The 20700-nt window shown below is 64.1% G+C and carries 18 protein-coding genes; 9 read left to right on the forward strand and 9 right to left on the reverse strand.

Annotated features, from left to right (window positions below):
• The first annotated feature begins 232 nt into the window (after positions 1-232).
• Positions 233-1336, forward strand: coding sequence for a histidinol-phosphate transaminase (gene hisC / locus BLU32_RS16845; RefSeq protein WP_093811207.1), 1104 nt, complete (start codon positions 233-235; stop codon positions 1334-1336).
• A 50-nt stretch (positions 1337-1386) separates the two neighbouring features.
• Entirely contained in the window at positions 1387-2328 is a 942-nt protein-coding gene (locus BLU32_RS16850; RefSeq protein ID WP_093808857.1) for a prephenate/arogenate dehydrogenase family protein, read from the forward strand.
• 21 nt (positions 2329-2349) lie between these two features.
• Here BLU32_RS16850 and folK read toward each other — a convergent pair whose 3' ends face one another.
• The 4 genes from folK to BLU32_RS16870 all read right to left on the reverse strand — a co-directional run bounded on the left by folK (position 2350) and on the right by BLU32_RS16870 (position 5669).
• Entirely contained in the window at positions 2350-2862 is a 513-nt protein-coding gene (gene folK, locus BLU32_RS16855) for a 2-amino-4-hydroxy-6-hydroxymethyldihydropteridine diphosphokinase (protein ID WP_093808859.1), read from the reverse strand.
• Positions 2859-3698, reverse strand: a complete 840-nt coding sequence (gene folP / locus BLU32_RS16860; protein WP_197673627.1) for a dihydropteroate synthase — start codon at positions 3696-3698, stop codon at positions 2859-2861. The genes folK and folP overlap by 4 nt, the downstream gene beginning before the upstream one ends.
• A 262-nt stretch (positions 3699-3960) precedes the next feature.
• Complete coding sequence (locus BLU32_RS16865; RefSeq protein ID WP_172838585.1) at positions 3961-5220, reverse strand: multidrug effflux MFS transporter; 1260 nt, start codon at positions 5218-5220, stop codon at positions 3961-3963.
• Positions 5217-5669, reverse strand: coding sequence for a MarR family winged helix-turn-helix transcriptional regulator (locus BLU32_RS16870; RefSeq protein WP_157727717.1), 453 nt, complete (start codon positions 5667-5669; stop codon positions 5217-5219). The genes BLU32_RS16865 and BLU32_RS16870 overlap by 4 nt, the downstream gene beginning before the upstream one ends.
• 176 nt (positions 5670-5845) lie before the next feature.
• Between BLU32_RS16870 and typA the strand changes: the two genes are divergently transcribed.
• Positions 5846-7669: a translational GTPase TypA gene (typA, locus tag BLU32_RS16875; RefSeq protein ID WP_093808863.1), complete on the forward strand. Its 1824-nt coding sequence runs from the start codon at positions 5846-5848 to the stop codon at positions 7667-7669.
• Between the two features lie 28 nt (positions 7670-7697).
• On the opposite strand, the gene BLU32_RS16880 is transcribed toward typA, so the two are convergent.
• Together BLU32_RS16880 and BLU32_RS16885 are read right to left on the reverse strand one after the other, a co-directional pair.
• On the reverse strand, positions 7698-9131 hold the full coding sequence (locus BLU32_RS16880) for an MFS transporter (protein ID WP_093808865.1): 1434 nt from the start codon (positions 9129-9131) through the stop codon (positions 7698-7700).
• Complete coding sequence (locus tag BLU32_RS16885) at positions 9128-13924, reverse strand: NAD-glutamate dehydrogenase (protein WP_093808867.1); 4797 nt, start codon at positions 13922-13924, stop codon at positions 9128-9130. Before BLU32_RS16885 ends, BLU32_RS16880 begins: the two co-directional genes overlap by 4 nt.
• A 223-nt stretch (positions 13925-14147) precedes the next feature.
• Between BLU32_RS16885 and BLU32_RS16890 the strand changes: the two genes are divergently transcribed.
• From BLU32_RS16890 to leuD, 3 genes are all read left to right on the forward strand, one after another.
• On the forward strand, positions 14148-14720 hold the full coding sequence (locus BLU32_RS16890) for a peroxidase-related enzyme (RefSeq protein WP_093808869.1): 573 nt from the start codon (positions 14148-14150) through the stop codon (positions 14718-14720).
• A gap of 127 nt (positions 14721-14847) precedes the next feature.
• Complete coding sequence (gene argC, locus BLU32_RS16895) at positions 14848-15798, forward strand: N-acetyl-gamma-glutamyl-phosphate reductase (RefSeq protein ID WP_093808871.1); 951 nt, start codon at positions 14848-14850, stop codon at positions 15796-15798.
• Between the two features lie 53 nt (positions 15799-15851).
• Positions 15852-16457, forward strand: a complete 606-nt coding sequence (gene leuD, locus BLU32_RS16900) for a 3-isopropylmalate dehydratase small subunit (RefSeq protein ID WP_093808873.1) — start codon at positions 15852-15854, stop codon at positions 16455-16457.
• A gap of 85 nt (positions 16458-16542) precedes the next feature.
• Here leuD and BLU32_RS16905 read toward each other — a convergent pair whose 3' ends face one another.
• The gene (locus tag BLU32_RS16905; RefSeq protein ID WP_093808875.1) at positions 16543-17031 is read right to left on the reverse strand and encodes a MarR family winged helix-turn-helix transcriptional regulator; all 489 of its coding nucleotides are present in this window, start codon (positions 17029-17031) and stop codon (positions 16543-16545) included.
• Positions 17032-17175: 144 nt separating this feature from the next.
• On the opposite strand from BLU32_RS16905, the gene BLU32_RS16910 reads away from it, so the two are divergent.
• Positions 17176-17598 (forward strand): organic hydroperoxide resistance protein, encoded by a 423-nt coding sequence (locus tag BLU32_RS16910; protein WP_093811213.1) that lies wholly within the window; start codon positions 17176-17178, stop codon positions 17596-17598.
• Positions 17599-17620: 22 nt separating this feature from the next.
• Here BLU32_RS16910 and BLU32_RS16915 read toward each other — a convergent pair whose 3' ends face one another.
• Entirely contained in the window at positions 17621-18133 is a 513-nt protein-coding gene (locus BLU32_RS16915) for a cyclic nucleotide-binding domain-containing protein (protein WP_208976912.1), read from the reverse strand.
• A 117-nt stretch (positions 18134-18250) separates the two neighbouring features.
• Positions 18251-18934, reverse strand: coding sequence for a response regulator transcription factor (locus BLU32_RS16920; RefSeq protein ID WP_093808879.1), 684 nt, complete (start codon positions 18932-18934; stop codon positions 18251-18253).
• Between the two features lie 172 nt (positions 18935-19106).
• On the opposite strand from BLU32_RS16920, the gene BLU32_RS16925 reads away from it, so the two are divergent.
• Positions 19107-19646 carry a L,D-transpeptidase gene (locus BLU32_RS16925; protein WP_093811215.1) on the forward strand — a complete coding sequence of 180 codons (540 nt, stop codon included), beginning with the start codon at positions 19107-19109 and terminating at the stop codon, positions 19644-19646.
• A 130-nt stretch (positions 19647-19776) separates the two neighbouring features.
• Positions 19777-20694 carry a pirin family protein gene (locus BLU32_RS16930; protein ID WP_093808881.1) on the forward strand — a complete coding sequence of 306 codons (918 nt, stop codon included), beginning with the start codon at positions 19777-19779 and terminating at the stop codon, positions 20692-20694.
• Positions 20695-20700 lie beyond the last annotated feature (6 nt).

A 20700-nucleotide genomic window follows, 5' to 3' on the forward strand; every position in this document is an offset into this window, starting at 1 on the left:
GAACCGCCTAGCATCACCGATGCGATGCGGCATGCGCCAGCCCCAATTCAAGGCTTCGAGACGTAGGAGCGCGCCTTCCCAAGGTCAATGTTTTCTTTTGCCATCCCAAGGCACTCTGCCTATGACTATGCGCGCAAACGCGCCTTGTCGTCACCGTCGCGCTCTCGCTGCGCGATCGATCCGACGGATGCGAGGCCGCAATATACACTCAATGCGCGAATCGGCGAAAGAAATGCAATCAGTCATCTCGCACCCGCAGCCCCGTCCAGGCATCCTCGACATTGCGCCCTATATTCCCGGCCGCACGAAATCGACCGGAGGCAGCAAACTGCACAAGCTCTCGTCCAACGAGACGCCGCTTGGCGCCAGCCCCGAGGCCGTCGCCGCCTACACGGCGCAGGCCGCGCATCTGGAACTCTACCCTGACGGCGGCTCTTCCACGTTGCGCGAGGCCATCGCCGAGGTCTACGGACTGAACGCCCAGCGCATCATCTGCGGCAACGGCTCCGACGAGATCCTGGAACTGGTCGCGCGCGCCTACATCGGCCCGGGCGACGAGGGTATTTTCACCGAGCACGGCTTCCTGGTCTACAAGATCGCCATTCTCGCGGCCGGCGGGACGCCCGTCATCGCGCCGGAAAAGGATCTGGCGACCGATGTCGATGCGATCCTGGCACGCGTCACCGACCGCACCAAGGTGGTGTTCCTCGCCAATCCGAACAATCCGACCGGCACCTATGTTCCCTTCGAGGAGGTGCGCCGCCTGCACGCCGCCCTGCCGCCGCATGTGCTGCTGGTGCTCGATGCGGCCTACGCGGAATACGTGCGCCGAAACGACTACGAGGCCGGCATGGAACTCGCTGCGACCGCCGACAACGTGCTGATGACGCGCACCTTCTCCAAAATCTACGGCCTTGCGGCCCTGCGTCTTGGCTGGGCCTACGGGCCGGCGCATCTCGTCGACGTGCTGAACCGCATCCGCGGCCCGTTCAACGTCTCTGCCGCCGCGCAAGCCGCCGGCATCGCCTCGGTGCGCGACCGCGCGTTCGTCGAGACGGCGGTTGCCCACAACGAAACGTGGCTGCCCTGGGTCGCCTCGGAACTGGAAGCACTTGGCCTGACCGTCACGCCCAGCGTTGGAAACTTCGTTCTGATCCATTTTCCAGACACGCCGGGCAAGACGGCTCAGGAGGCCGACGCCTATCTCTGCGACCGGGGATGCGTTCTCCGGTCGGTCGCAGCCTACGGACTGCCCGCAGCGCTGCGCATGTCGATCGGCACGGAAGAGGCGAACCGCGCCGTTGTCGCGGCGCTCAAGACCTTCCTCGCCGCCTGATCTCGGGACGGCGCCAAGCAAGTCGGCGTCCCCAACGCACAAGCAGTCTCATGTCCTTTACGCCCTTTCCCCGCGTCGCCCTGATCGGCATCGGCCTGATCGGATCTTCGCTCGCCCATGTCATCCGGCGCAACGGCCTTGCCTCGGAAATCGTCGTTTCCACCCGCTCGGAGCATACGCTGCGCCGCGCGGAGGAACTCGGCCTGGGCGACCGATATTGCCTCGACGCGGGCGAGGCGGTGGCGGACGCGGACCTGGTGATCCTCTGCGTTCCCGTCGGGGCCAGCGAGGCGGTCGCCAAATGGATCGGCCCTGCGCTGAAACCCGGTGCGATCGTAACCGATACCGGCTCGACCAAGGCCTCCGTCGTGCGCCAGATGGCGCCGCATCTGCCGAAAAACGTGCATTTCATCCCCGGACATCCGATCGCGGGCACGGAAGAATCTGGCCCCGACGCGGGCTTTGCCGAACTCTTCCGCGATCGCTGGTGCATCCTGACACCCGAGAACGACGCCGATGCGGATGCCGTCGCCCGGCTGACGGCCTTCTGGGAAGCCTGCGGCTCGACCGTCGAGACGATGGACGCCGATCACCACGACCTGGTTCTGGCCATCGTCTCGCATCTGCCGCACATCATCGCCTACAACATCGTCGGAACGGCGGACGATCTGGAAGCCGTGACCAAATCCGAGGTGATCAAATACTCCGCCTCGGGCTTTCGCGACTTCACCCGGCTGGCGGCCTCCGACCCGACGATGTGGCGGGACGTGTGCCTGCACAACAAGGATGCGATCCTGGAGATGCTTGCGCGGTTTTCCGAGGATCTCGCGGCGCTGCAACGCGCGGTGCGCTGGGGCGACGGCGACGCGCTGTTCGATCTCTTCACCCGCACGCGCGGCATCCGACGCTCCATCGTGGAAGCGGGCCAGGACACGGACATTCCGAACTTCGGCCGCGATGCCGCGGCAAAGGGCGCGCCCGGAAACGACTGAACGCCGCCCGGCGCGCCGGGCTCAGGCGCCGTCGAGGCGGCGGATCTCGTCCTGACCGGGGCAGGTCGCAAGCGCCTCGGCCGCCGTGCGGCCATCGCCGACAGGGGCATCGGGCCAGATCTCGGCCAGCGGCACGAGCACGAAGGCCCGCTCGCCCATGCGCGGATGCGGGATCGACAGCCCCTCCTCCTCGACCGTTTCATCGCCATAGACGAGCACGTCGATGTCGATCAAGCGCGGCCCCCAGCGCACGTCGCGCACGCGCCCGAGCGCCCTTTCCACCGACAGGCAGAGATCCAGCAGCGCGCGCGGCGACAGCGACGTCTCGATCAGCGCGCAGGCGTTGCGATAGTCGTCCTGCGGCACCGGCCCCCAGGGAGGCGTGCGATAATCGCTCGAGCGCGCGACAACCCGCACATCACCGCTTTGGCTCAAGCCGTCGAGCGCTGCGTCGAGATTGGCGCGCGTATCGCCGATGTTCGAGCCGAGCCCCAGCGCCGCACGTACCGGCTTCGGCGTCGATGTGCCGGTCACGCCAGGCCCTCGCGGCCGATCGCTTGCACGATGCGCGCGGCATCCGCATGGGGCTGAACGTTGTGCACGCGGATCATGGCCGCTCCCTTCATCATCGCGACGGTGTGAATGGCCAGCGAGCCGTACAGTCGGTCATCGGTCTCGACGCTGAGCACGGCGCCGATCAGGCGCTTGCGCGACGCGCCGACCATTAGCGGTCGGCCGTATTTGGCAAGCATCTCCAGCCGGTTGAGCACGAGATAGTTCTGGTCGAGCGTCTTGCCGAAGCCGATGCCCGGATCGAGCATCTGCCTTTCCGCGGGGATTCCGGCGCGCTCGGCAATCGTCATGGAGCGCTCGAAAAACCGGTCGATGTCGTCGAGGATGTCGATCCCCGCATCCGCCGCGGTGCGATTGTGCATCATGATCACGGCGGCGCCGCTTTCCGCTACGACATCCGCCATGTCCGGGTCCTTTTGCAGACCCCATACATCGTTCACGACAACCGCGCCGGCCCGGCAGGCGTCACGCGCAATTGACGCCTTGTAGGTGTCGATGGACACGGGCATGCCCATCGCCACCACTTCCGACAGAACCGGTTCCAGCCGCCGCCATTCTTCTTCCGGCGGCACCGGCACGGCGCCGGGGCGGGTGCTTTCCGCGCCAACGTCGATCACATCCGCGCCATGAGCAATCATATTGCGGGCGCTGGCAAGCGCATCCTCCCGGGCGACAAAGCGCCCGCCATCGGAAAAGGAATCCGGCGTAACGTTGAGGATGCCCATCACCCTCGGACGGTCGAGGGAGAGACCGCCGCCCGGGAAAGCCAAACGCGCCTGATCTTTCGGGGATGTCATCGCTCGTCTTCCGCTCTCGACATCGTGCTTGCGGGTGTGCGGGCCAGATCCTGGCACACCGGATCCCGACCTCGCCGCGAATGAGGGTCTTGCGCCGAGCGCGCCCGCACGTCAAGGCCGCTTTGAAGGCGCAACCGTCCTGAAACCGTCGGCCAGCTGTCATCGACAACATCGTTTGGCTCGCGGCGGACGTTCATTGCACCTCGGCCCATCACTACAGCCCCGACCGAATGTCCCCCGCGTGTCGAAATGCGCGGGGAAATTATGCCCGCCCCCCGGCCTTTCGACGGTTATGACGACCGAGGCCGACATAGGACCCGACCGCGAGAAAGAGCATCGCCGGCGGCACCAGCGTCAGGCCAAGCAAGGGATCGCCGAGGCTGGCCGCGACCAGACTTCCCGCAAGGCCGGCGCCGAACTGCATGAACCCCATCATCGAAGACGCCGAGCCGGCGAGGCGCGGAAAGCCCTGAAGCGCGGCGGTGGAAGCTGAAGGAAGCGACATTGCCAGAGTGAAGGCGAAGACGCCCACGGGCAGCATCACCGTCAGGAACTTCGGTTCCGTAAGGCTGAGCAGCACGACCATCGCAACTCCCGAAAGCACCATGCAACTCAGGCTGAACGGCAGCAGCGCTTCGGCGTCCATGCGCTTCAAGAGGCGCGACGTGACGATGGCCCCGGCGATGAAGGAGCCGGACTGGATCATCATGCCGAAGCCGAATTGTATCGGCGTCAACCCCACCTGCTCGATGAGCACGAAGGGCAGGATGGTCGCAAGCGTGTAGATCGTGCCGATCCCGAAGCCGACGAGCAGGCTCGGCTGCATGAACCGCGGATCGATCAGCAGCATCAGGTAATTTCGCACAAGAACGCCGGGCCTGAGGTTTGCCGGATCGATATAGGCATTGGTCTCGCGCAGGAAGACCAGAATGCCGAAGACCAGCACCACGCCATAGATCATCATCGCCCAGAAAATCTCGCGCCAGCCGAACAGCTCGAGCGTCACGCCGCCGATGGTGGGCGCGAGCGCCGGACCGATCGCCAGCATCATTGCAACGGCATTCATGATCCGGGCGGAGGTCCGCCCGGTAAACTGGTCGCGCACGATCGCGCGCGACACGGCCACGCCGACAGAGGCGCCGATGCCCTGCATGGTGCGCGCCACCAGCATCCATTCGATGGTCGGGGCAAAGGCCGCCATCACCGTGGAGGCGAGATAGAGCGCCAGGAAGACAAGCGTCACGGACTTGCGGCCGAACGCGTCCGTCAGCGGGCCGCAGACGAGCTGGGTGAGCGCGAAGCCGGCGAAATAGGCCGTGAGCGTCAGCTTCACCATTGACGCGGAGGTGGAAAACACCTGTGCAAGCACCGGCATGGCCGGCGTGTAGAGCGCCATGGTGATGGGTCCGATCGCAACAAGCGCTGCGCCCAGAACGGCCGTTCGCGTCTCGCTCATCGGCGGGACCGGTGTTCCGGCCCCGGGGTGGTCCGGCCTCAGAAGGCCGGCTTCAGTCGTTGTCATGATGTCTCCGAGGGACCGCAGTCGGTCAGGTTTTCGTGCATTCTTCCAAGCAGGTCGTAAACGGCATCGACATCGGCCGGCGAGAACCCGGCGACCGCCTCCGTCCGCAACCGGACCGCAACATCATGGATGCGCCCCATAACGGGCGCCGCGCCGGGCGCAAGCTCGATCAGCTTGGCACGGCGATCCTGCGGATCAGGCCTGCGACACAGCAGGCCCGATGCTTCAAGCCTGTCGACGAGAGCGCTCAACGTCATGGGTTCCACGCCCAGCCGTTCGGCAAGGACGGCCTGCCGTCGCGCGGGAAAATGCTCGACATAGGCCAGGACCCGCGCCTCGGCAGCGGTTACCCCCGTGTCGGCGGCGGCAAGCGCACGCTCGAACCGCCGACGCATGAGGCGCGCGATATCCGCAACGAGGTAACCGATCGGACGGGGCGGCACGACCATAGTTATAAGCACTCCATATAATAAGATTACCTTATCAAATGGGCGAGCCATGCGATTCTGTCAAGGCGTCGTCACAGTTTGCTGCATTGCAAGAAACCGGCCCCCGGTTTATAGAGGGGCGCGAAAATCCGCGGGTCCGAGGGGCCCGCGGTATCTTTTTTGGAGCACGACCCCACATGAACCTGCGTAACATCGCCATTATTGCGCACGTCGATCATGGCAAGACGACGCTGATTGACGTGCTCCTGAAACAATCCGGTTCCTTCCGCGACAATCAGAAGACGGAAGACCGGATGATGGATTCCAACGATCTCGAACGCGAGCGTGGGATCACCATTCTCGCCAAGGTCACGTCGCTGACTCACGGCGATACGCGCATCAACATTGTCGATACTCCGGGTCACGCCGATTTCGGTGGAGAGGTGGAGCGCATCCTGCACATGGTCGATGGCGTCGTTCTGCTTGTCGACGCTGCGGAAGGTCCGATGCCGCAAACGAAATTCGTGCTCGGCAAGGCATTGAAGCTTGGCTTGCGCCCGATCGTGGCGATCAACAAGATCGACAAGCCGGATCAGCGCGCGGAAGAGGTTCTGGACGAGGTGTTCGACCTTTTCGCCGCGCTCGATGCCGACGAGAACCAGCTCGATTTCCCCGTCCTTTACGGCTCGGCCAAGCAAGGCTGGATGGCAACCGAACCTGAAGGACCGATGGACTCCATGGATCCGCTGTTCGATCTCATCGCACAACACACGCCGGCTCCGACCGCGGAAGAGGGCGCCTTCCGGATGCTGGCAACGACGGTGCAGCCGAACCCGTTCCTGGGGCGCATTCTGACCGGCCGCATCATCTCCGGCGAAGCCGTGCCGAACATGGCGGTCAAGGCCCTGTCGCACGACGGCAAGACCGTCGAGACCGGACGCATCTCCAAGGTTCTTGCCTTCCGCGGGCTTGAGCGCCAGCCGATCGACAAGGCCGTCGCCGGCGATATCATCTCCATTGCCGGCCTGTCCGAGGCGACCGTCGCCGACACGATCTGCGCACCGGAAGTCACGGAGCCGGTTCCGGCACAGCCGATCGATCCGCCGACCCTGTCGATGACCTTCTTCGTCAATGACGGCCCCCTGGCCGGAACCGAAGGCGACAAGGTCCAGTCGCGCGTCATCCGCAAGCGCCTGATGGACGAAGCGGAAGGCAATGTCGCGCTGCAGATCAACGATTCTCCGGAAGCCGATGCCTTCATCGTGTCCGGACGCGGCGAGCTTCAGCTCGCGATCCTGATCGAGAACATGCGCCGCGAGGGATTCGAGATCTGCGTTGGTCGCCCCCGCGTCGTGTTCCAGACCGGCGAGAACGGCGAGCGCCTGGAACCCATCGAGGAAGTGATCATCGACGTTGACGAGGAACATTCCGGCGTCGTCGTGCAGAAACTGTCGGAGCGCAAGGCAGACCTTCTGGAAATGCGCCCTTCGGGCAGCGGTCGCAGCCGGCTGGTGTTTCACGCACCGACCCGCGGGTTGATCGGGTACCAGTCGGAGCTTCTTTCCGACACGCGCGGCACCGCGATCTTCAACCGCGTGTTCCACGCCTACGCCCCCTTCAAAGGCGAGATCCCCAGCCGTCACACCGGGGTGCTGATTTCCAACGGCGACGGCGATTCTGTCGCCTATGCTCTGTTCAATCTGGAGGATCGCGGCCCGATGCTGATCGATCCGGGCGTCAAGGTCTATCGCGGCATGCTCGTCGGCGAGCATACGCGCGGGAACGATCTCGAGGTCAACGTCCTGAAGGGCAAGCAGCTCAGCAACGTGCGATCTTCGGGCAAGGACGAAGCGGTCCGGCTGACGACGCCGATCCGTCTTTCGCTGGAAGGTGCACTTTCCTACATCACCGACGACGAACTGGTGGAAGTGACGCCGCAAAACATCCGCCTGCGCAAGGCACTGCTCGACCCGCATGACCGCAAGCGCGCCGAGCGGGCCGCCGTCAAGGCAATCGGCTGATCCAGATCCGGAAAAGGTCCGCCTGCGTTTAGGCGGACCGTGGATCGCGGACCTGAAGCAACAACCAGAATCCCACCGAAAAGAACCCCAGGATCACCGCCATGCCGGCGGCCTGGCTTGCCGTTGCGGCCGTGACAATCCCGACGCTCAGCGGCGCGAGAAAACTCGTCACCTTTCCCGACAGCGCGAACAGGCCGAAATACTGGGTGACGCGATCGCGCGGCGCAAGATGCACGAGCAACGTGCGTGACGCTGCCTGAAGCGGCCCGGCAACGGCCCCCAGGACACCGCCCAGGACCAGAAAGATCTGCTCCGGCAGGGTCGAGAACAACCCGCCATCGGCAGCGGGCGATGCTACGTCGACAACGAAGAACACGGTGTTCCGGTCGACGGAGACAAGTCCCAATCCGCACAGGATGAGCACGACAAGCGCGCCCGCGATCACCGGTCGCGGCCCGAGCCGGTCGTCGAGCCGCCCACCGATCACCGCGCCGAAAGTGCCGGAAATGGTCAGCAGGATGCCGAAGGTGCCGATCTCGACGCTCGACCAGTCGAGAACGCCCGCCGCATAGATCCCGCCGAAGGCGAACAGCGCGACAAGCCCGTCCTTGTAGATCATGTTGGCAACCAGGAACGTGAGCACCTGCCTGTTGGCGCGCGCCATGCGCAAGGTGCGGGCAAGATCGGACAGGCCTTCGCCAACGGCCGTGCCAAGCCCGACGGCCCGGCGAGGCACGTCCGGCACCAGAACGAACAGCGGCAGCACGAATACGAGATACCAGAGCGCCGAGAAGGGACCCGACGCCCTGTCGCCCTCGCGCAGGGCCGGATCGAGACCGAACACCGGCTCCAGTCCGAGCAGGGTTCGCCCGGTCTCAGGGTTGGCGGCCAAGAACCCGAGCGCAATGACGAGAGAAACGAGCCCCCCGGCATAGCCTGTCGCCCAGCCGCTTCCCGACAGGCGACCGAGTCGCTGGCGCGGCACAAGGTCCGGCATCATCGCATTGGTGAAAACGGTGGCGAACTCGACGCCGAGCGTCGCGATGGCAAAGCCCGCCAACGCGACGGCGATGCTGCCCGGCGCGCCCGGCGCGCCCGGCGCGGCAAGATACAGCAGACCGCAGCCAACGACGAAGGGAATGGAAAAGGCCGCAATCCAGGGCTTTCGGGCCCCGGTGCGATCCGCGATCGCGCCGAGCACGGGCGCGAGCACCGCGATCGCCAGTCCCGCCGCCGCCGTGGCATACCCCCAAAGCGCCTGTCCCTCGGCCGGTGATGCAGCAACGGCAGACGCGAAATAGGGCGCGAACACAAAGGTCGTCACCAGGGTGAAAAACGGCTGCGCGGCCCAGTCGAAGAAGAGCCAGGCCGGCACCGCTCCGCGCGAAAGCGTGGGCGACGGCCCGGAGCGAAACTCCGGGTCGTCGGAAACGACAGGCGGCCCTACGCCCGTTTCGCTCATTGCGCGAGTTCGGCGAGCAGGCTGGCGGCAACGGAGAACTTCGACACCGTGAGATCGCCTTCCATGATCTCGTTGGCGGCCCGTGCGGTGCGCACAACCCGTGCCTCGTTTTCGTCAAGCCAGGTTTCGAACCCGCCGGCGGCAAGCGCATTGCGGGTCACGTCGCGATGCGCGCCGGCCAGCGTCGCCCGCGCCCGATCGAGCGCGAGCCCGTCGTAATAGTCGAGAATCCGCAAGTCGCGCGCCTTGGCCTCCATCGCTCCCAGGCGGAAATGCCCGGCAACCTTGAAGAAGACGCTGGCCACCTCGGGAAGCTCTCTTCCGCTTTGCTCGGCGACAAGAACAATGTCCGGCACTTCAGCTTCCAGCGACAGGCGTGCGATCCGATGTGCCAGAGGGACTGGCACACCGGCGCTCTTGAGGGTTTCGGATCCCGTCGAGATTTCGGAACGCATCGCGTCCTGCACCACATCCGAGAGGCTGGGCGCGAGCGCCTCGATTCCGGAGCGGAACCGCATGACCTCTGCCTCCAGCCCGTTCGCAAAGTCGACGTTGCGCAGGAACCAGACCGACTGTTCAAGCACCAGATTCTGAACCGCGGAATAGAGTTTGAGCTGCAGGGCGCCGTCGATCCTGGTATCCAGCGCATCGATTTCGCCATTGAGGGCGGTCAGTCCGTAGGCGTCCCGCACGACCGCGAAAGCCTGCGCGATCCGTGCGGATTCGGCTCCGGTCTGATCGGCGATGCGGGTCAGATAGGTCGGCCCGCCCCGGTTGATCATCGAGTTGGCGAGCATCGTGGCGATAATCTCGCGCCGCAACCGATGCCCCTCGATCTCTTGTGCGTAGCGCTCCTGCATCTGCACGGGGAAGTAGCGGAACAGCTCCTTGGCCAGATAGGCATCGTCGGGAACCGTGCTGTCGAGCAACTTGTCGTAGAGCGTGAGCTTGGCATATGCGAGCAACACGCCCGTCTCCGCCCGAGTCAGCCCGGTCTCCGTCGCTTCCAGTTCGTCGAGCGCGACCTCGTCCGGCAGTTCCTCCACGGTACGGTCGAGCAGGCTGGCCTGTTCCAGCTGCCGCATCATTCGGCGTTGATAGCCGAACTCCTCCATGCCCCGCATTTCCGACAGGCTGATGGCCAGCGTCTGGAGATAATTGTTGCGCAGGACGAGCGCTGCGACCTCTTCCGTCATCTCCGCAAGCAACACGTTGCGCTCCGCGACCGTCAGCGTGTTGGCGCGCACGGCCGCACCCAGCGCGATCTTGATGTTCACCTCCATGTCGGAGGAGTTCACCCCGGCGGAATTGTCGATGGCGTCGGAGTTGCACCGCCCGCCGCGCCGGTTGAAGGCAATGCGCGCCCGCTGGGTCATGCCGAGGTTGGCGCCTTCGCCGATCACCTTCGCCCCGACATCTCCGGCAGTGACGCGGATCGCGTCATTGGCCCGGTCGCCGACATCCGCGTCGCTTTCCCCGGCGGCGCGGATATAGGTGCCGATGCCGCCAAACCAGAGCAGGTCCACCTCCATCTTCAGAATCGCATTGATCACCTCCTGCGGTGTTGCCTTGGATTTCGAAACCCCGAGAAGTTTCTGAATCTGCGGCGACAACGCAATCGACTTCGACTGCCGCGAGAACACACCGCCACCTTCGGAGATCAGGGATGTGTCGTAATCCTGCCACGACGAACGGCCGAGGTCGAAGACCCGCTGGCGCTCCTCCCAGGTAACGGCTGGATCTGGATCGGGATCAATGAAGATGTCGCGATGATCGAAGGCCGCAACCAGGCGGATCGCCTTCGACAACAACATTCCGTTGCCGAAGACATCGCCGGACATGTCGCCAACGCCGGCAACCGTGAAGGGCTCGCTCTGGATATCCCGGTTCATCTCGCGGAAGTGACGCTTTACGGCCTCCCAGCCGCCGCGCGCGGTAATCGCCATCTTCTTGTGGTCGTAACCGGCCGACCCGCCGGAGGCAAAGGCGTCGCCCAGCCAGAAGTTGCGGCTCTCGGAGATCGCATTGGCCGTGTCGGAGAAGGTCGCCGTGCCCTTGTCGGCCGCTACGACCAGATAGGGGTCGTCGTCATCGTGGCGCACCACGCGCTCCGGCGGCCAGATGGTATCGCCACTCAGATTGTCGGTGACGTCCAGCAGCGAGGAAATGAAGATCTTGTAGGCTTTCGTGCCTTCCGCGAAGATCTCGTCGCGGCTGCCGCCGACGGGCAGATGCTTGGGCACGAAACCGCCCTTGGCGCCGACCGGCACGATCACCGCGTTCTTCACCTGCTGGGCCTTGACCAGACCGAGCACCTCGGTGCGGAAATCCTGCGCCCGGTCGGACCAGCGCAATCCGCCGCGCGCCACCTTGCCGAAGCGCAGATGCACGCCTTCCACCCGCGGGCTGTAGACGAAGATCTCCCGGAACGGCCGCGGCAGCGGCAATTCCTCGATGCGCTGCGGGTCGAGCTTGAAGGCAAACGTCTGTTTGGCGAGACCGTGCGTGTCGATCTGGAAGAAGTTGGTACGCAGCATCGCGTTGATGACATTGTCGAAGCGCCGCAGGATCCGGTCGTCGTCGAGGCTGTCCACCTGGTCCAGACTGTCGATCAGATCGCGCTCGACGCGTTCCGCGCCAAGCGACCTGTCCTCGGCCTTCGGATCGGGATCGAACCGCAGATGGAACATTTCCACCAGCTTTGTCGCCACGTCCGAATAGCGATTGAGCGTGTGCCACATGTAGTCTTCGGAATAACGGATTCCGGCCTGGCGCAAATAGCGCGAAAGGGCCCGCAGCATGGCGATATCGCGCCAGGCAAGGCCCGCAGACAACACCAGCGCATTGTAGCCGTCGGATTCCGTGTTCCCGCGCCAGATTGCCATGAATAGCGCCTCAAGCCTGAGCTTGAGATCATCCGTCAGGTCGATCTCGCTGCCATTCTTGGGTTCCAGAGACAACTCATGCAGATAGGCGAGCGGCCGGTCCGCCGGCGTCAGGCGGTAGGTCCGCTCGTTGATAACCCGAAAGCCCATGTTTTCCAGGATCGGCACACGCGCGGACAGAGGGATCGGCACGAGGTGATGATAGACCTTGAGGACCACCCGGTTCGGCGCATCCTGCTCCCGACGAGTGAAGGTGAGCGCGGTATCGGCCTCGTCGCTCAGCTTCTCGACGATGCGAATGTCCTCGAGCGCTGTTTCGGCCGAATAGACTTCACGGTAGCCGGCCTGGAAGGCATCCGTATAACGCTTGGCGTGCTCCAGCGCCTTGTGTCCGCCATAGGCCGCGCGCAACGCATCGCGCAGGTCGTCGGTCCAGGTCCGCACGATCCCGGCCACCGCCTGCTCCACCGTCTCCTGTCCCGGATCAGGCGTTTCGCCCTGGTCACGACCGACAATGAAATGGACCCGCGCGAGCGGGCCTTCAGGATAGGCGACGTACCAGGCCGACAACCGTCCGTCGAACACCCCGGCCAGATAGGCGCCGATCCTCAGGCGCACCTCGGTGGTGTAGCGGTCGCGCGGAACATAGCAAAGGATCGACACGAACCGGTCGAACCGGTCGCGGCGCGCCAGAACGCGGATACGCGGGCGCTCGTCGAGCTGCAGGATCGCGGTCGCGAATTCATACAGGAGCTGTGGGTCGATCTGGAACAACTCGTCACGCGGATAGCTTTCCAGCACGTTCAACAGGGCGCGCCCTGAATGGCTGTCTGGATCATAACCGGCGCGATCGAGCACGCTGTCGATCTTGCGGCGCAGAAAGGGAATGTTCTTGGTCGAGAGCGTATAGGCCGTCGCCGTCAGCAAGCCGACCACCCTGAGCTCGCCGACGAGTTCGCCGTCGTCGTCGAAGAGCTTCACCCCGACGTAATCCATGTGCACGCGGCGATGCACCCGGCTCTTCACGTTCGCCTTGGAAATGATCAGCGGCTCGGGTTTCATCAGGAAATCGCGGATTTCCGGCGTGATGACGACGAATTCCGACCCGCGGCGCAACACGCGCACATCCGGATCTGCCAGCAAACCCAGGCCTGACCCCTTCTTGTGCGAGAGGTCCCCTTTCGAAACGCCGCCTTCGAAATAGTATTCGCGCATGCCCAGAAGCGTAAAATTGTCGGCGGCGAGCCACTCCAGGAACTGGATTGCTTCCGCCAGTTCATCGACGGGAACCGGAGGCGGGTTTTCCTTGTAGGTGGCAATCGCCGCACCAAGGCGGTCGCGCATCGCGGACCAGTCGCGCACAGCGGCATGCACGTCGTTCATCACCGCCTCAAGCCGCTCGGCAAGCTGCGCGCGCTCCTGCGCGGTATCGATGCGCGCGACGTGAATATGGATGAGGCTTTCACGCCGACAGGCATCGTTGCCCGATTTCCCGGCTCCGACGTAGTGGACCAATGCCCCGGTCTCACTGCGCTCCACCGAGAGAATCGGGTGAAGCACGAGCCGCGCTTCGAACCCGCTTGCCTGAAGCTCTCCCATGACCGAATCGACCAGGAACGGCATGTTGTCATTGACGACTTCGACAATGGTCACATCCGCGACCCGGCTCCGGTCGCCGGACGATGCGGGATTGTAGATATGGATCCGGTGGGTCCCCAACGGATGCGCCGCCAACTCCGCCCAGGCGGCGCGCGCCACGGCGACAAGATCCGTTGCCGTATAGGCGACGAGGTCTTCCGCCGCACCGCGCGCGAAAAGATCCCGCGCGAACGCTCCGGTTTCGGGTTCGAGTTCCGCCACCACGGCGTCAATCAACGTGGCCTTAGCCTGATCTCGTGCTTCGGGCATTGTCCCCCACCATCCGGCGCCGTTATCTGCATCGCCGGTGTTTTTTGAATGTCATCACCGATCGGGGATTTTGCCATGCAGGTGATTCGTCCCGCTGGCACCCCGGATCCAGCGCATGCTAGAGCGAGACAGCTGACGATGGAATGACTTCTCCGAAAGTCGGACCTAAAGTGATGAACCGCGCGCGAAGGGGTTCACGAAAAAGGGAGGAAACGGCGAAATCATGAGCAAGACCAAACAGCCGGTGGCGCTGGAACTGGCGCAGGAAACCGCGCTTTCCAGCGAGACCGAGGCCTATTTCGCGAAATGCCGGGAAAAACTCGGCCTCGTGCCCAATGTCCTGACTGCCTATTCCTTCAATCAGGACAAGTTCGACGCCTTCACCGCGATGTACAACGACCTCATGCTGGCCGACAGCGGGTTGAGCAAACTCGAACGCGAGATGATCGCGGTTGCGGTATCGGCGGTAAATCGCTGCTTTTATTGCCTCGCCGCCCATGGCGCAGCCGTTCGGCAGCTTTCCGGCGACGCGGAACTCGGCGAACTGATGGTGATGAACTACCGGGTCGCCGACCTGACGCCACGCCAGCGCGCCATGCTCGATTTCGCTGTCAAGCTGACCGAGCGCCCGGCCGAAATTCTGGAAGCGGACAGGCAGGCGCTGCGCGATGCGGATTTTAGCGATCGCGACATTTGGGACATTGCCTCGGTCGCGGCGTTCTTCAACATGTCGAACCGGGTCGCCGCCGCCACGGATATGCGTCCCAACCCCGAATATCACGGCATGGCGCGCTGAAGCGCGTTTCCACGACACCGCGGCGCGAAAAGCCGGCGCGAATGCATGACAAACCGGCCGGGCGTGGTGTAGAACTCGCTCCGCATGCTCGCGCAATCCGCGCGGCAGGAGTTTTTGGAGAAGGGTTATGGTCGCGAAAGTGTTCATCGACGGCGAAGCCGGCACGACGGGTCTCCAGATCCGCGAGCGGCTGTCGCGTCGCCGCGACCTGGAACTCATCTCGATCCCCGCCGACAAGCGCAAGGACCTCTCCGCGCGCGCCGACTGCCTGAACGCGGCCGATGTCGCGATTCTGTGCCTGCCCGACGAGGCGGCGCGCGCGAGCGTGTCGCTGATCGAAAACGACACCACGCGGGTGATCGACGCTTCGACGGCGCACCGCACCGACGCCGGCTGGGACTACGGCTTCGCGGAAATGACCAAAACGCAAGGCGCGGAGATTGCCGCATCGAAGCGGGTATCCAACCCCGGCTGCTATCCGCAAGGCGTGATCGCCTGCCTGCGTCCGCTGATCGAGGCCGGCCTGCTGCCGGCCGACTATCCCGTCACGGTCAACGCGATCTCCGGCTACTCCGGCGGCGGGCGGCAAATGATAGAGGCTTATGAAGCGCCGGGTGCGAACAAGCCACCCTATCTGCCCTATGGTCTCGGCTTTCGCCACAAGCACCTGCCGGAACTGACGCAATACGCGACGCTGGCCTCGCCGCCGATCTTCATTCCCTCTGTCGGGAATTACGCGCAAGGCATGGTCACATCCGTGCCGCTCCGGCTCGAGATCCTGCCGAAGGTTCCGACCGGCGCGGAGATCCATGCCGAGCTTGAAGCGTATCTTGCAAGCCTCACCGGCAGCTTCGTCGATATCGCCCCGCTCTCCGACGTCGACCGCACGCCAGACCTCGACCCGGAAATCTTCAACGGAACCAACCGGATGCGCCTGCATGTCTTCGCCGACGACAGCCGCGCACAGGTCGTCCTGATGGCCGTCTATGACAATCTGGGCAAGGGCGCGTCCGGCGCGGCCGTCCAGAACCTGAACCTCATGCTCGGCGTCGACGCGGCCACCAGCCTGGCGGCCTGACCGACGCCTGCATTCCAGCTTCAAACGTTCGATCCCGAGGAGATCCCGGAAAAATGGAAAAATTCGACAAGCTGACGGGTGTCGCCGCGCCGCTGCCGATCATCAACATCGACACGGACATGATCATCCCCAAGCAGTTCTTGAAGACGATCAAGCGCACCGGGCTGGGCAGCGCGCTGTTTCACGAGATGCGCACCCATGACGACGGATCGGAGAACCCCGATTTCGTGCTCAACCAGCCGGCTTACAAAGGCGCCAAGATCCTGGTTGCCGGCGACAACTTCGGCTGCGGATCGAGCCGCGAGCATGCCCCCTGGGCACTGCTCGACTACGGCATCCGTTGTGTGATCTCGACGAGCTTCGCCGACATTTTCTACAACAACTGCTTCAAGAACGGCATCCTGCCGATCGTCGTCAGCGAAGACGATCTGGAAAAGCTGATGGACGATGCAAAGCGCGGCGCGAACGCGACGGTGTCCATCGACCTGGAAGCGCAGGAAGTTCGCGGTCCCGACGGCGGGGTCATCACCTTCGAGATCGACCCCTTCCGCAAGCATTGCATGATGAACGGTCTGGACGACATCGGCCTGACGATGGAAAAGGCTCCGGCCATCGACCGTTTCGAGCAGGCAACGGCGGAAACCCGCCCCTGGGCGTAAGGCCCGGGCTGACCGCAAACAACGGCGGCCAGCCCCCCCATGTGAGAACGCCCGGCCCTATGCCGGGCGTTTTGCGTTTGCGCGGCTAGTCGGTGTCTTTCGGTGGCGCCCCCGCCGACGGACCGCTCAGCGCACTGCGCAGGGCTTCCAGATCCCCTTTGAGAGCGGCGAGATCGACCCCCGAGACGCTGCATGCGGCGCCGATGCGCGCCGGAACGTCGCGGGCCGCCTCTTTCAGCGCCGCGCCCGCCTCGGTCAGCGTGACCAGCACCCGGCGCTCATCGTCGGGGTCTCGCCGCCGCGCGACGAGACCTGCCGCCTCCATCCGCTTCAACAGCGGGGTCAGCGTACCGGAGTCCAGCATCAATCGCGCACCCAGCCGTTTCACCGGGATCGCATCCGTCTCCCAGAGCACCAGCATCGCCAGGTATTGCGTGTAGGTGAGATCGAGCGGCGCGAGCGCCCGCGCATAAACGCGCCCGAGCGCGAGCGTGGTGGAATGCAGCGCGAAGCACAGCTGCCGTGACAGCAGGAGATTGACATCGGGGTCGGGGGCGGCGGCGCGGGTCGACATGGCGGCAGTGCTCTTTCTCGGATCCTGAAGCTGTTCAATCGGGCAGACCACCCCAGCTGTCAAGCTTTGCAAAATTTAATTGTGCACAATATAATTGTGTGGCATTAAAAATCATTCGCGCCATATCGCAAGGGAGTTTTGATGATGAGCGTTCTCTACAAAGCACATGCGCAGGCATTCGGCGGACGCACCGGAACGGCCCAGTCGAACGACGGACGGCTCGACGTCACGCTCTCCACGCCGAAGGAACTCGGCGGCGACGGCGGACAGGGCACCAATCCCGAGCAGCTCTTCGCCGCGGGCTATTCCGCCTGTTTTCTGGGGGCGATGAAATTTGTCGCCGGGCAGGACAAGGTCAGGCTTCCGGACGACCTTTCAGTCTCGGCAAACGTCGGCATCGGACCACGAGAGGACGGCGGCGGTTTCGGGATAGAAGTGACGCTGACGATCACGGCGCCGGGCATGGACGATGCGGACACGCAGGCGATCGTCGACAAGGCGCATATCGTCTGCCCCTACTCCCACGCGACCCGCGGCAACATCCCGGTGACGCTCACCGTCGCCTGATCGCACGATCTGTCGTGCGTCGTTACTGCTGATCCTCGTCGCGCTCCTGATCCGCGCGGCGACGATCTGCGCGAAATTCGGTGTTCTCGCGCTCGATCTGTTCCAGCACGGCCCCGACACGCGAAAGCGCGCCTGCGGTCACACGAAACGCCTCCGCCCGAGCCTCGAACAATCGTCGCGCGATGTCGGGAAACTCCTGCAGCATGCGCTTGAACAGCGCGCGACGAATGCGGATGACCTCGGTCGCGCCACTGGCTACGGCGCGTGCGGGACGACGTGTCTCGACGAGCAGCGCGGTCTCGCCGATCAGGCTTCCGGGGCCGAATGTATCGAGCACCTCGCCCGACCCGCCTTCGCCTTCGCCTTCAAGCGAGATGGCTCCGGTGGCCACGACGAGCCCGCCATCGGCGCGCTCACCGGCAATAAACAGAACCTCGCCATCCCGGTAATTCACGTTTTCCGCCGAAAAGGCGAGCAGACGCAACTGCTCTTCCGGAAACTCGGAGAGCAGCGGTACCTGACGCAAAAGATCCATATCCCGGGCGAGACTCATGCCAAGAGCATTACGCTGAAGGCTACGATTTGCACAAGGGCGGATTCCCCCTTCCGTTTGTCTGCCCCTGATCCAATCTCGCGCGGGCACGATCCGGTGTCAGGGAACCAGCTTGTAACCGCCTGCTTCCGTTACCAGAAGCTCCGCATTGGAGGGATCGCGCTCGACCTTCTGGCGCAGCCGGTAAATATGCGTTTCCAGCGTGTGGGTGGTGACTCCGGAATTGTATCCCCAGACCTGGGTCAGCAACACGTCGCGGGTCACCGGCTTTTCGCCGGCGCGATAGAGGAATTTCAGGATCGACGTTTCCTTTTCGGTCAGGCGGATCTTGCCTCCCCCCTCGTCGGTCATCAGCTTCTGCGCCGGGCGGAACGAAAACCGGCCGATCGCGAAAACCGCATCTTCGCTCTGTTCGTGCTGGCGCAGATGCGCGCGCACACGCGCAAGAAGCACGGCGAACTTGAACGGCTTGACGACATAATCGTTGGCGCCGGCCTCAAGCCCCAGGATCGTGTCGGAATCCGTGTCGTGCCCGGTCAGCATGATGATCGGCGCCTTGAACCCCTTCTTGCGCAGAAGCTTGACCGCCTCGCGCCCGTCGATGTCGGGCAGCCCGACATCCATCAGCAACAGGTCGACATGCCCGCCTTCGGCGACCGCGATGCCTTTCGCCGCGGTCTCCGCCTCGAGGGTCTCGAATTCATCGTAAAGCGAGAGCTGTTCGACCAGGGCCTCGCGCAGATCGTTGTCATCGTCGACAATCAGGATCTTGCGTGCGCTCATGGGCTGTCCTTCCGTGACGGGGTCTTGCGAAATCAAACCGAACTTCATTCACTTAAGCAAGTCCGGGCGGTTACGCGACCCGCTATTGACGGAAATTGCCGACAAGGCCAACACAATTGGATCACGGCGGCTTGACCGCTTGGTGAACACGGTTCCAGCAAAGCGAGACGCCATGTCATCGAACCTGTCGGCCACACCGGTCCTGATCACCGTACGGAGCCTGTCCGCCGGCGCCGCCAGCGGCCGCCTGACCTGCGGCGGGCTCGACGTCGCCTGCGCGCTCGGACGCGGCGGCATCACCCGCGACAAGCGCGAGGGCGATGGAGCGGCTCCCGCAGGCCGGTTTGCTCTCCTGACCGTGTATTATCGCGCGGATCGCGTCGCACGACCACGCACGCGCTTGCCGGTCACGGAGCTGCATCCCTGGATGGGCTGGTGTGACGCGCCAGACCATCCGCGCTACAACCATCTCGTCACCCGCCCGTTCACGGCCTCGCATGAAGCCATGTGGCGCGACGATCACCTCTATGACATCGTCGTGGTGCTCGATTGCAACCTGCGCCCGGCCGTACGAGGGCGCGGCAGCGCCATCTTTTTCCATCTGGCGCGCCCCGGGTATCCCCCGACAGAAGGGTGTGTTGCCGTGAAAGAACAAGACATGCGGCACATTCTCGAACGCTGCGGTCCCGGCGCCGCCATCTGCATCGATTGATGCGGCACACGTGAACGGTGCGTTGAGACGTTCACGACTGGTTCGCAGGCGCGCGACACTTATCTTTGCCAGTACGCTCGATGGCGGCTGCGCTCCTCGCGGAGGCAGCATGAAAACTGGAGAAACGCCCATGTCGGTCAGACCGGTCACACATGTTTCCGCGGCCCAGCCGACGCTGGAAGGCGCCGGCGTCAAGCTGCACCGGGCCTTCGGCTTCGGCGAGCCGACGGCGCATGATCCGTTCCTGCTGTTCGACGATTTTCGCAACGAACGCCCTCAGGATTACGAGGCGGGCTTCCCCTGGCATCCCCACCGCGGGATCGAGACGATTACCTATGTGCTGGCGGGAACCGTCGATCACGGCGACAGCCTCGGCAACCGCGGCACGCTTGGCGCGGGTGACATCCAATGGATGACCGCCGGCAGCGGGATCATGCATCAGGAGATGCCGCATGGCGATGCGCGCGGGCGCATGCACGGCTTCCAGCTCTGGGCGAACCTGCCGTCCTCGCTGAAGATGACCGCGCCGCGCTATCAGGACGTGCCCTCGGGCGAAATCGCCGAGATCGTGGACGACGACGGCACGGTCGTCCGGGTTATTTGCGGCGAGTTCTGGGGCAAGCGCGGCCCGGTCGACGGCATCGCCGCCGACCCCTGCTATCTCGACATCTCGATTCCAGCGGGACGCACGAAACGCTTTCCTGTCGACACTTATCGCCAGGCCTTCGCCTATATCTTCGAAGGTTCGGGCAGCTTCCGCGACGCCTCCACCCCCTCCGGCATCCTGCTGGAAAAGGAAGTCGACGGACGCGAGATCCACGTGCGCGACGAAAGCGGAGACCGCACGTTGGTGCGTTTCGGCACCGGAGACGAGGTGACGGTCACAGCAGGAGAGGCGGGCATTCGCTTTCTGCTCGTTTCCGGCGCACCGATCCGCGAGCCCGTTGCCTGGCATGGTCCGATCGTGATGAACACGCGCCAGCAACTGATGGAAGCTGTCACCGACCTGCAGCGCGGCACATTCATCCGCGAGGAAGCGCGGCGGTAGCCGGGT

Source organism: Stappia sp. ES.058 (genome assembly GCF_900105595.1).
Lineage (GTDB): Bacteria > Pseudomonadota > Alphaproteobacteria > Rhizobiales > Stappiaceae > Stappia.

Excerpts from the sequence above, each read along its gene's own strand:
- hisC (WP_093811207.1), top strand. The coding sequence starts at position 233 with ATGCAATCAGTCATCTCGCACCCGCAGCCCCGTCCAGGCATCCTCGAC.
- BLU32_RS16850 (WP_093808857.1), top strand. The coding sequence starts at position 1,387 with ATGTCCTTTACGCCCTTTCCCCGCGTCGCCCTGATCGGCATCGGCCTG.
- folP (WP_197673627.1), bottom strand. The coding sequence starts at position 3,698 with ATGACATCCCCGAAAGATCAGGCGCGTTTGGCTTTCCCGGGCGGCGGT.
- BLU32_RS16865 (WP_172838585.1), bottom strand. The coding sequence starts at position 5,220 with ATGACAACGACTGAAGCCGGCCTTCTGAGGCCGGACCACCCCGGGGCC.
- BLU32_RS16870 (WP_157727717.1), bottom strand. The coding sequence starts at position 5,669 with ATGGTCGTGCCGCCCCGTCCGATCGGTTACCTCGTTGCGGATATCGCG.
- typA (WP_093808863.1), top strand. The coding sequence starts at position 5,846 with ATGAACCTGCGTAACATCGCCATTATTGCGCACGTCGATCATGGCAAG.
- BLU32_RS16880 (WP_093808865.1), bottom strand. The coding sequence starts at position 9,131 with ATGAGCGAAACGGGCGTAGGGCCGCCTGTCGTTTCCGACGACCCGGAG.
- BLU32_RS16885 (WP_093808867.1), bottom strand. The coding sequence starts at position 13,924 with ATGCCCGAAGCACGAGATCAGGCTAAGGCCACGTTGATTGACGCCGTG.
- BLU32_RS16890 (WP_093808869.1), top strand. The coding sequence starts at position 14,148 with ATGAGCAAGACCAAACAGCCGGTGGCGCTGGAACTGGCGCAGGAAACC.
- argC (WP_093808871.1), top strand. The coding sequence starts at position 14,848 with ATGGTCGCGAAAGTGTTCATCGACGGCGAAGCCGGCACGACGGGTCTC.
- leuD (WP_093808873.1), top strand. The coding sequence starts at position 15,852 with ATGGAAAAATTCGACAAGCTGACGGGTGTCGCCGCGCCGCTGCCGATC.
- BLU32_RS16905 (WP_093808875.1), bottom strand. The coding sequence starts at position 17,031 with ATGTCGACCCGCGCCGCCGCCCCCGACCCCGATGTCAATCTCCTGCTG.
- BLU32_RS16910 (WP_093811213.1), top strand. The coding sequence starts at position 17,176 with ATGAGCGTTCTCTACAAAGCACATGCGCAGGCATTCGGCGGACGCACC.
- BLU32_RS16915 (WP_208976912.1), bottom strand. The coding sequence starts at position 18,133 with ATGGATCTTTTGCGTCAGGTACCGCTGCTCTCCGAGTTTCCGGAAGAG.
- BLU32_RS16920 (WP_093808879.1), bottom strand. The coding sequence starts at position 18,934 with ATGAGCGCACGCAAGATCCTGATTGTCGACGATGACAACGATCTGCGC.
- BLU32_RS16925 (WP_093811215.1), top strand. The coding sequence starts at position 19,107 with ATGTCATCGAACCTGTCGGCCACACCGGTCCTGATCACCGTACGGAGC.
- BLU32_RS16930 (WP_093808881.1), top strand. The coding sequence starts at position 19,777 with ATGTCGGTCAGACCGGTCACACATGTTTCCGCGGCCCAGCCGACGCTG.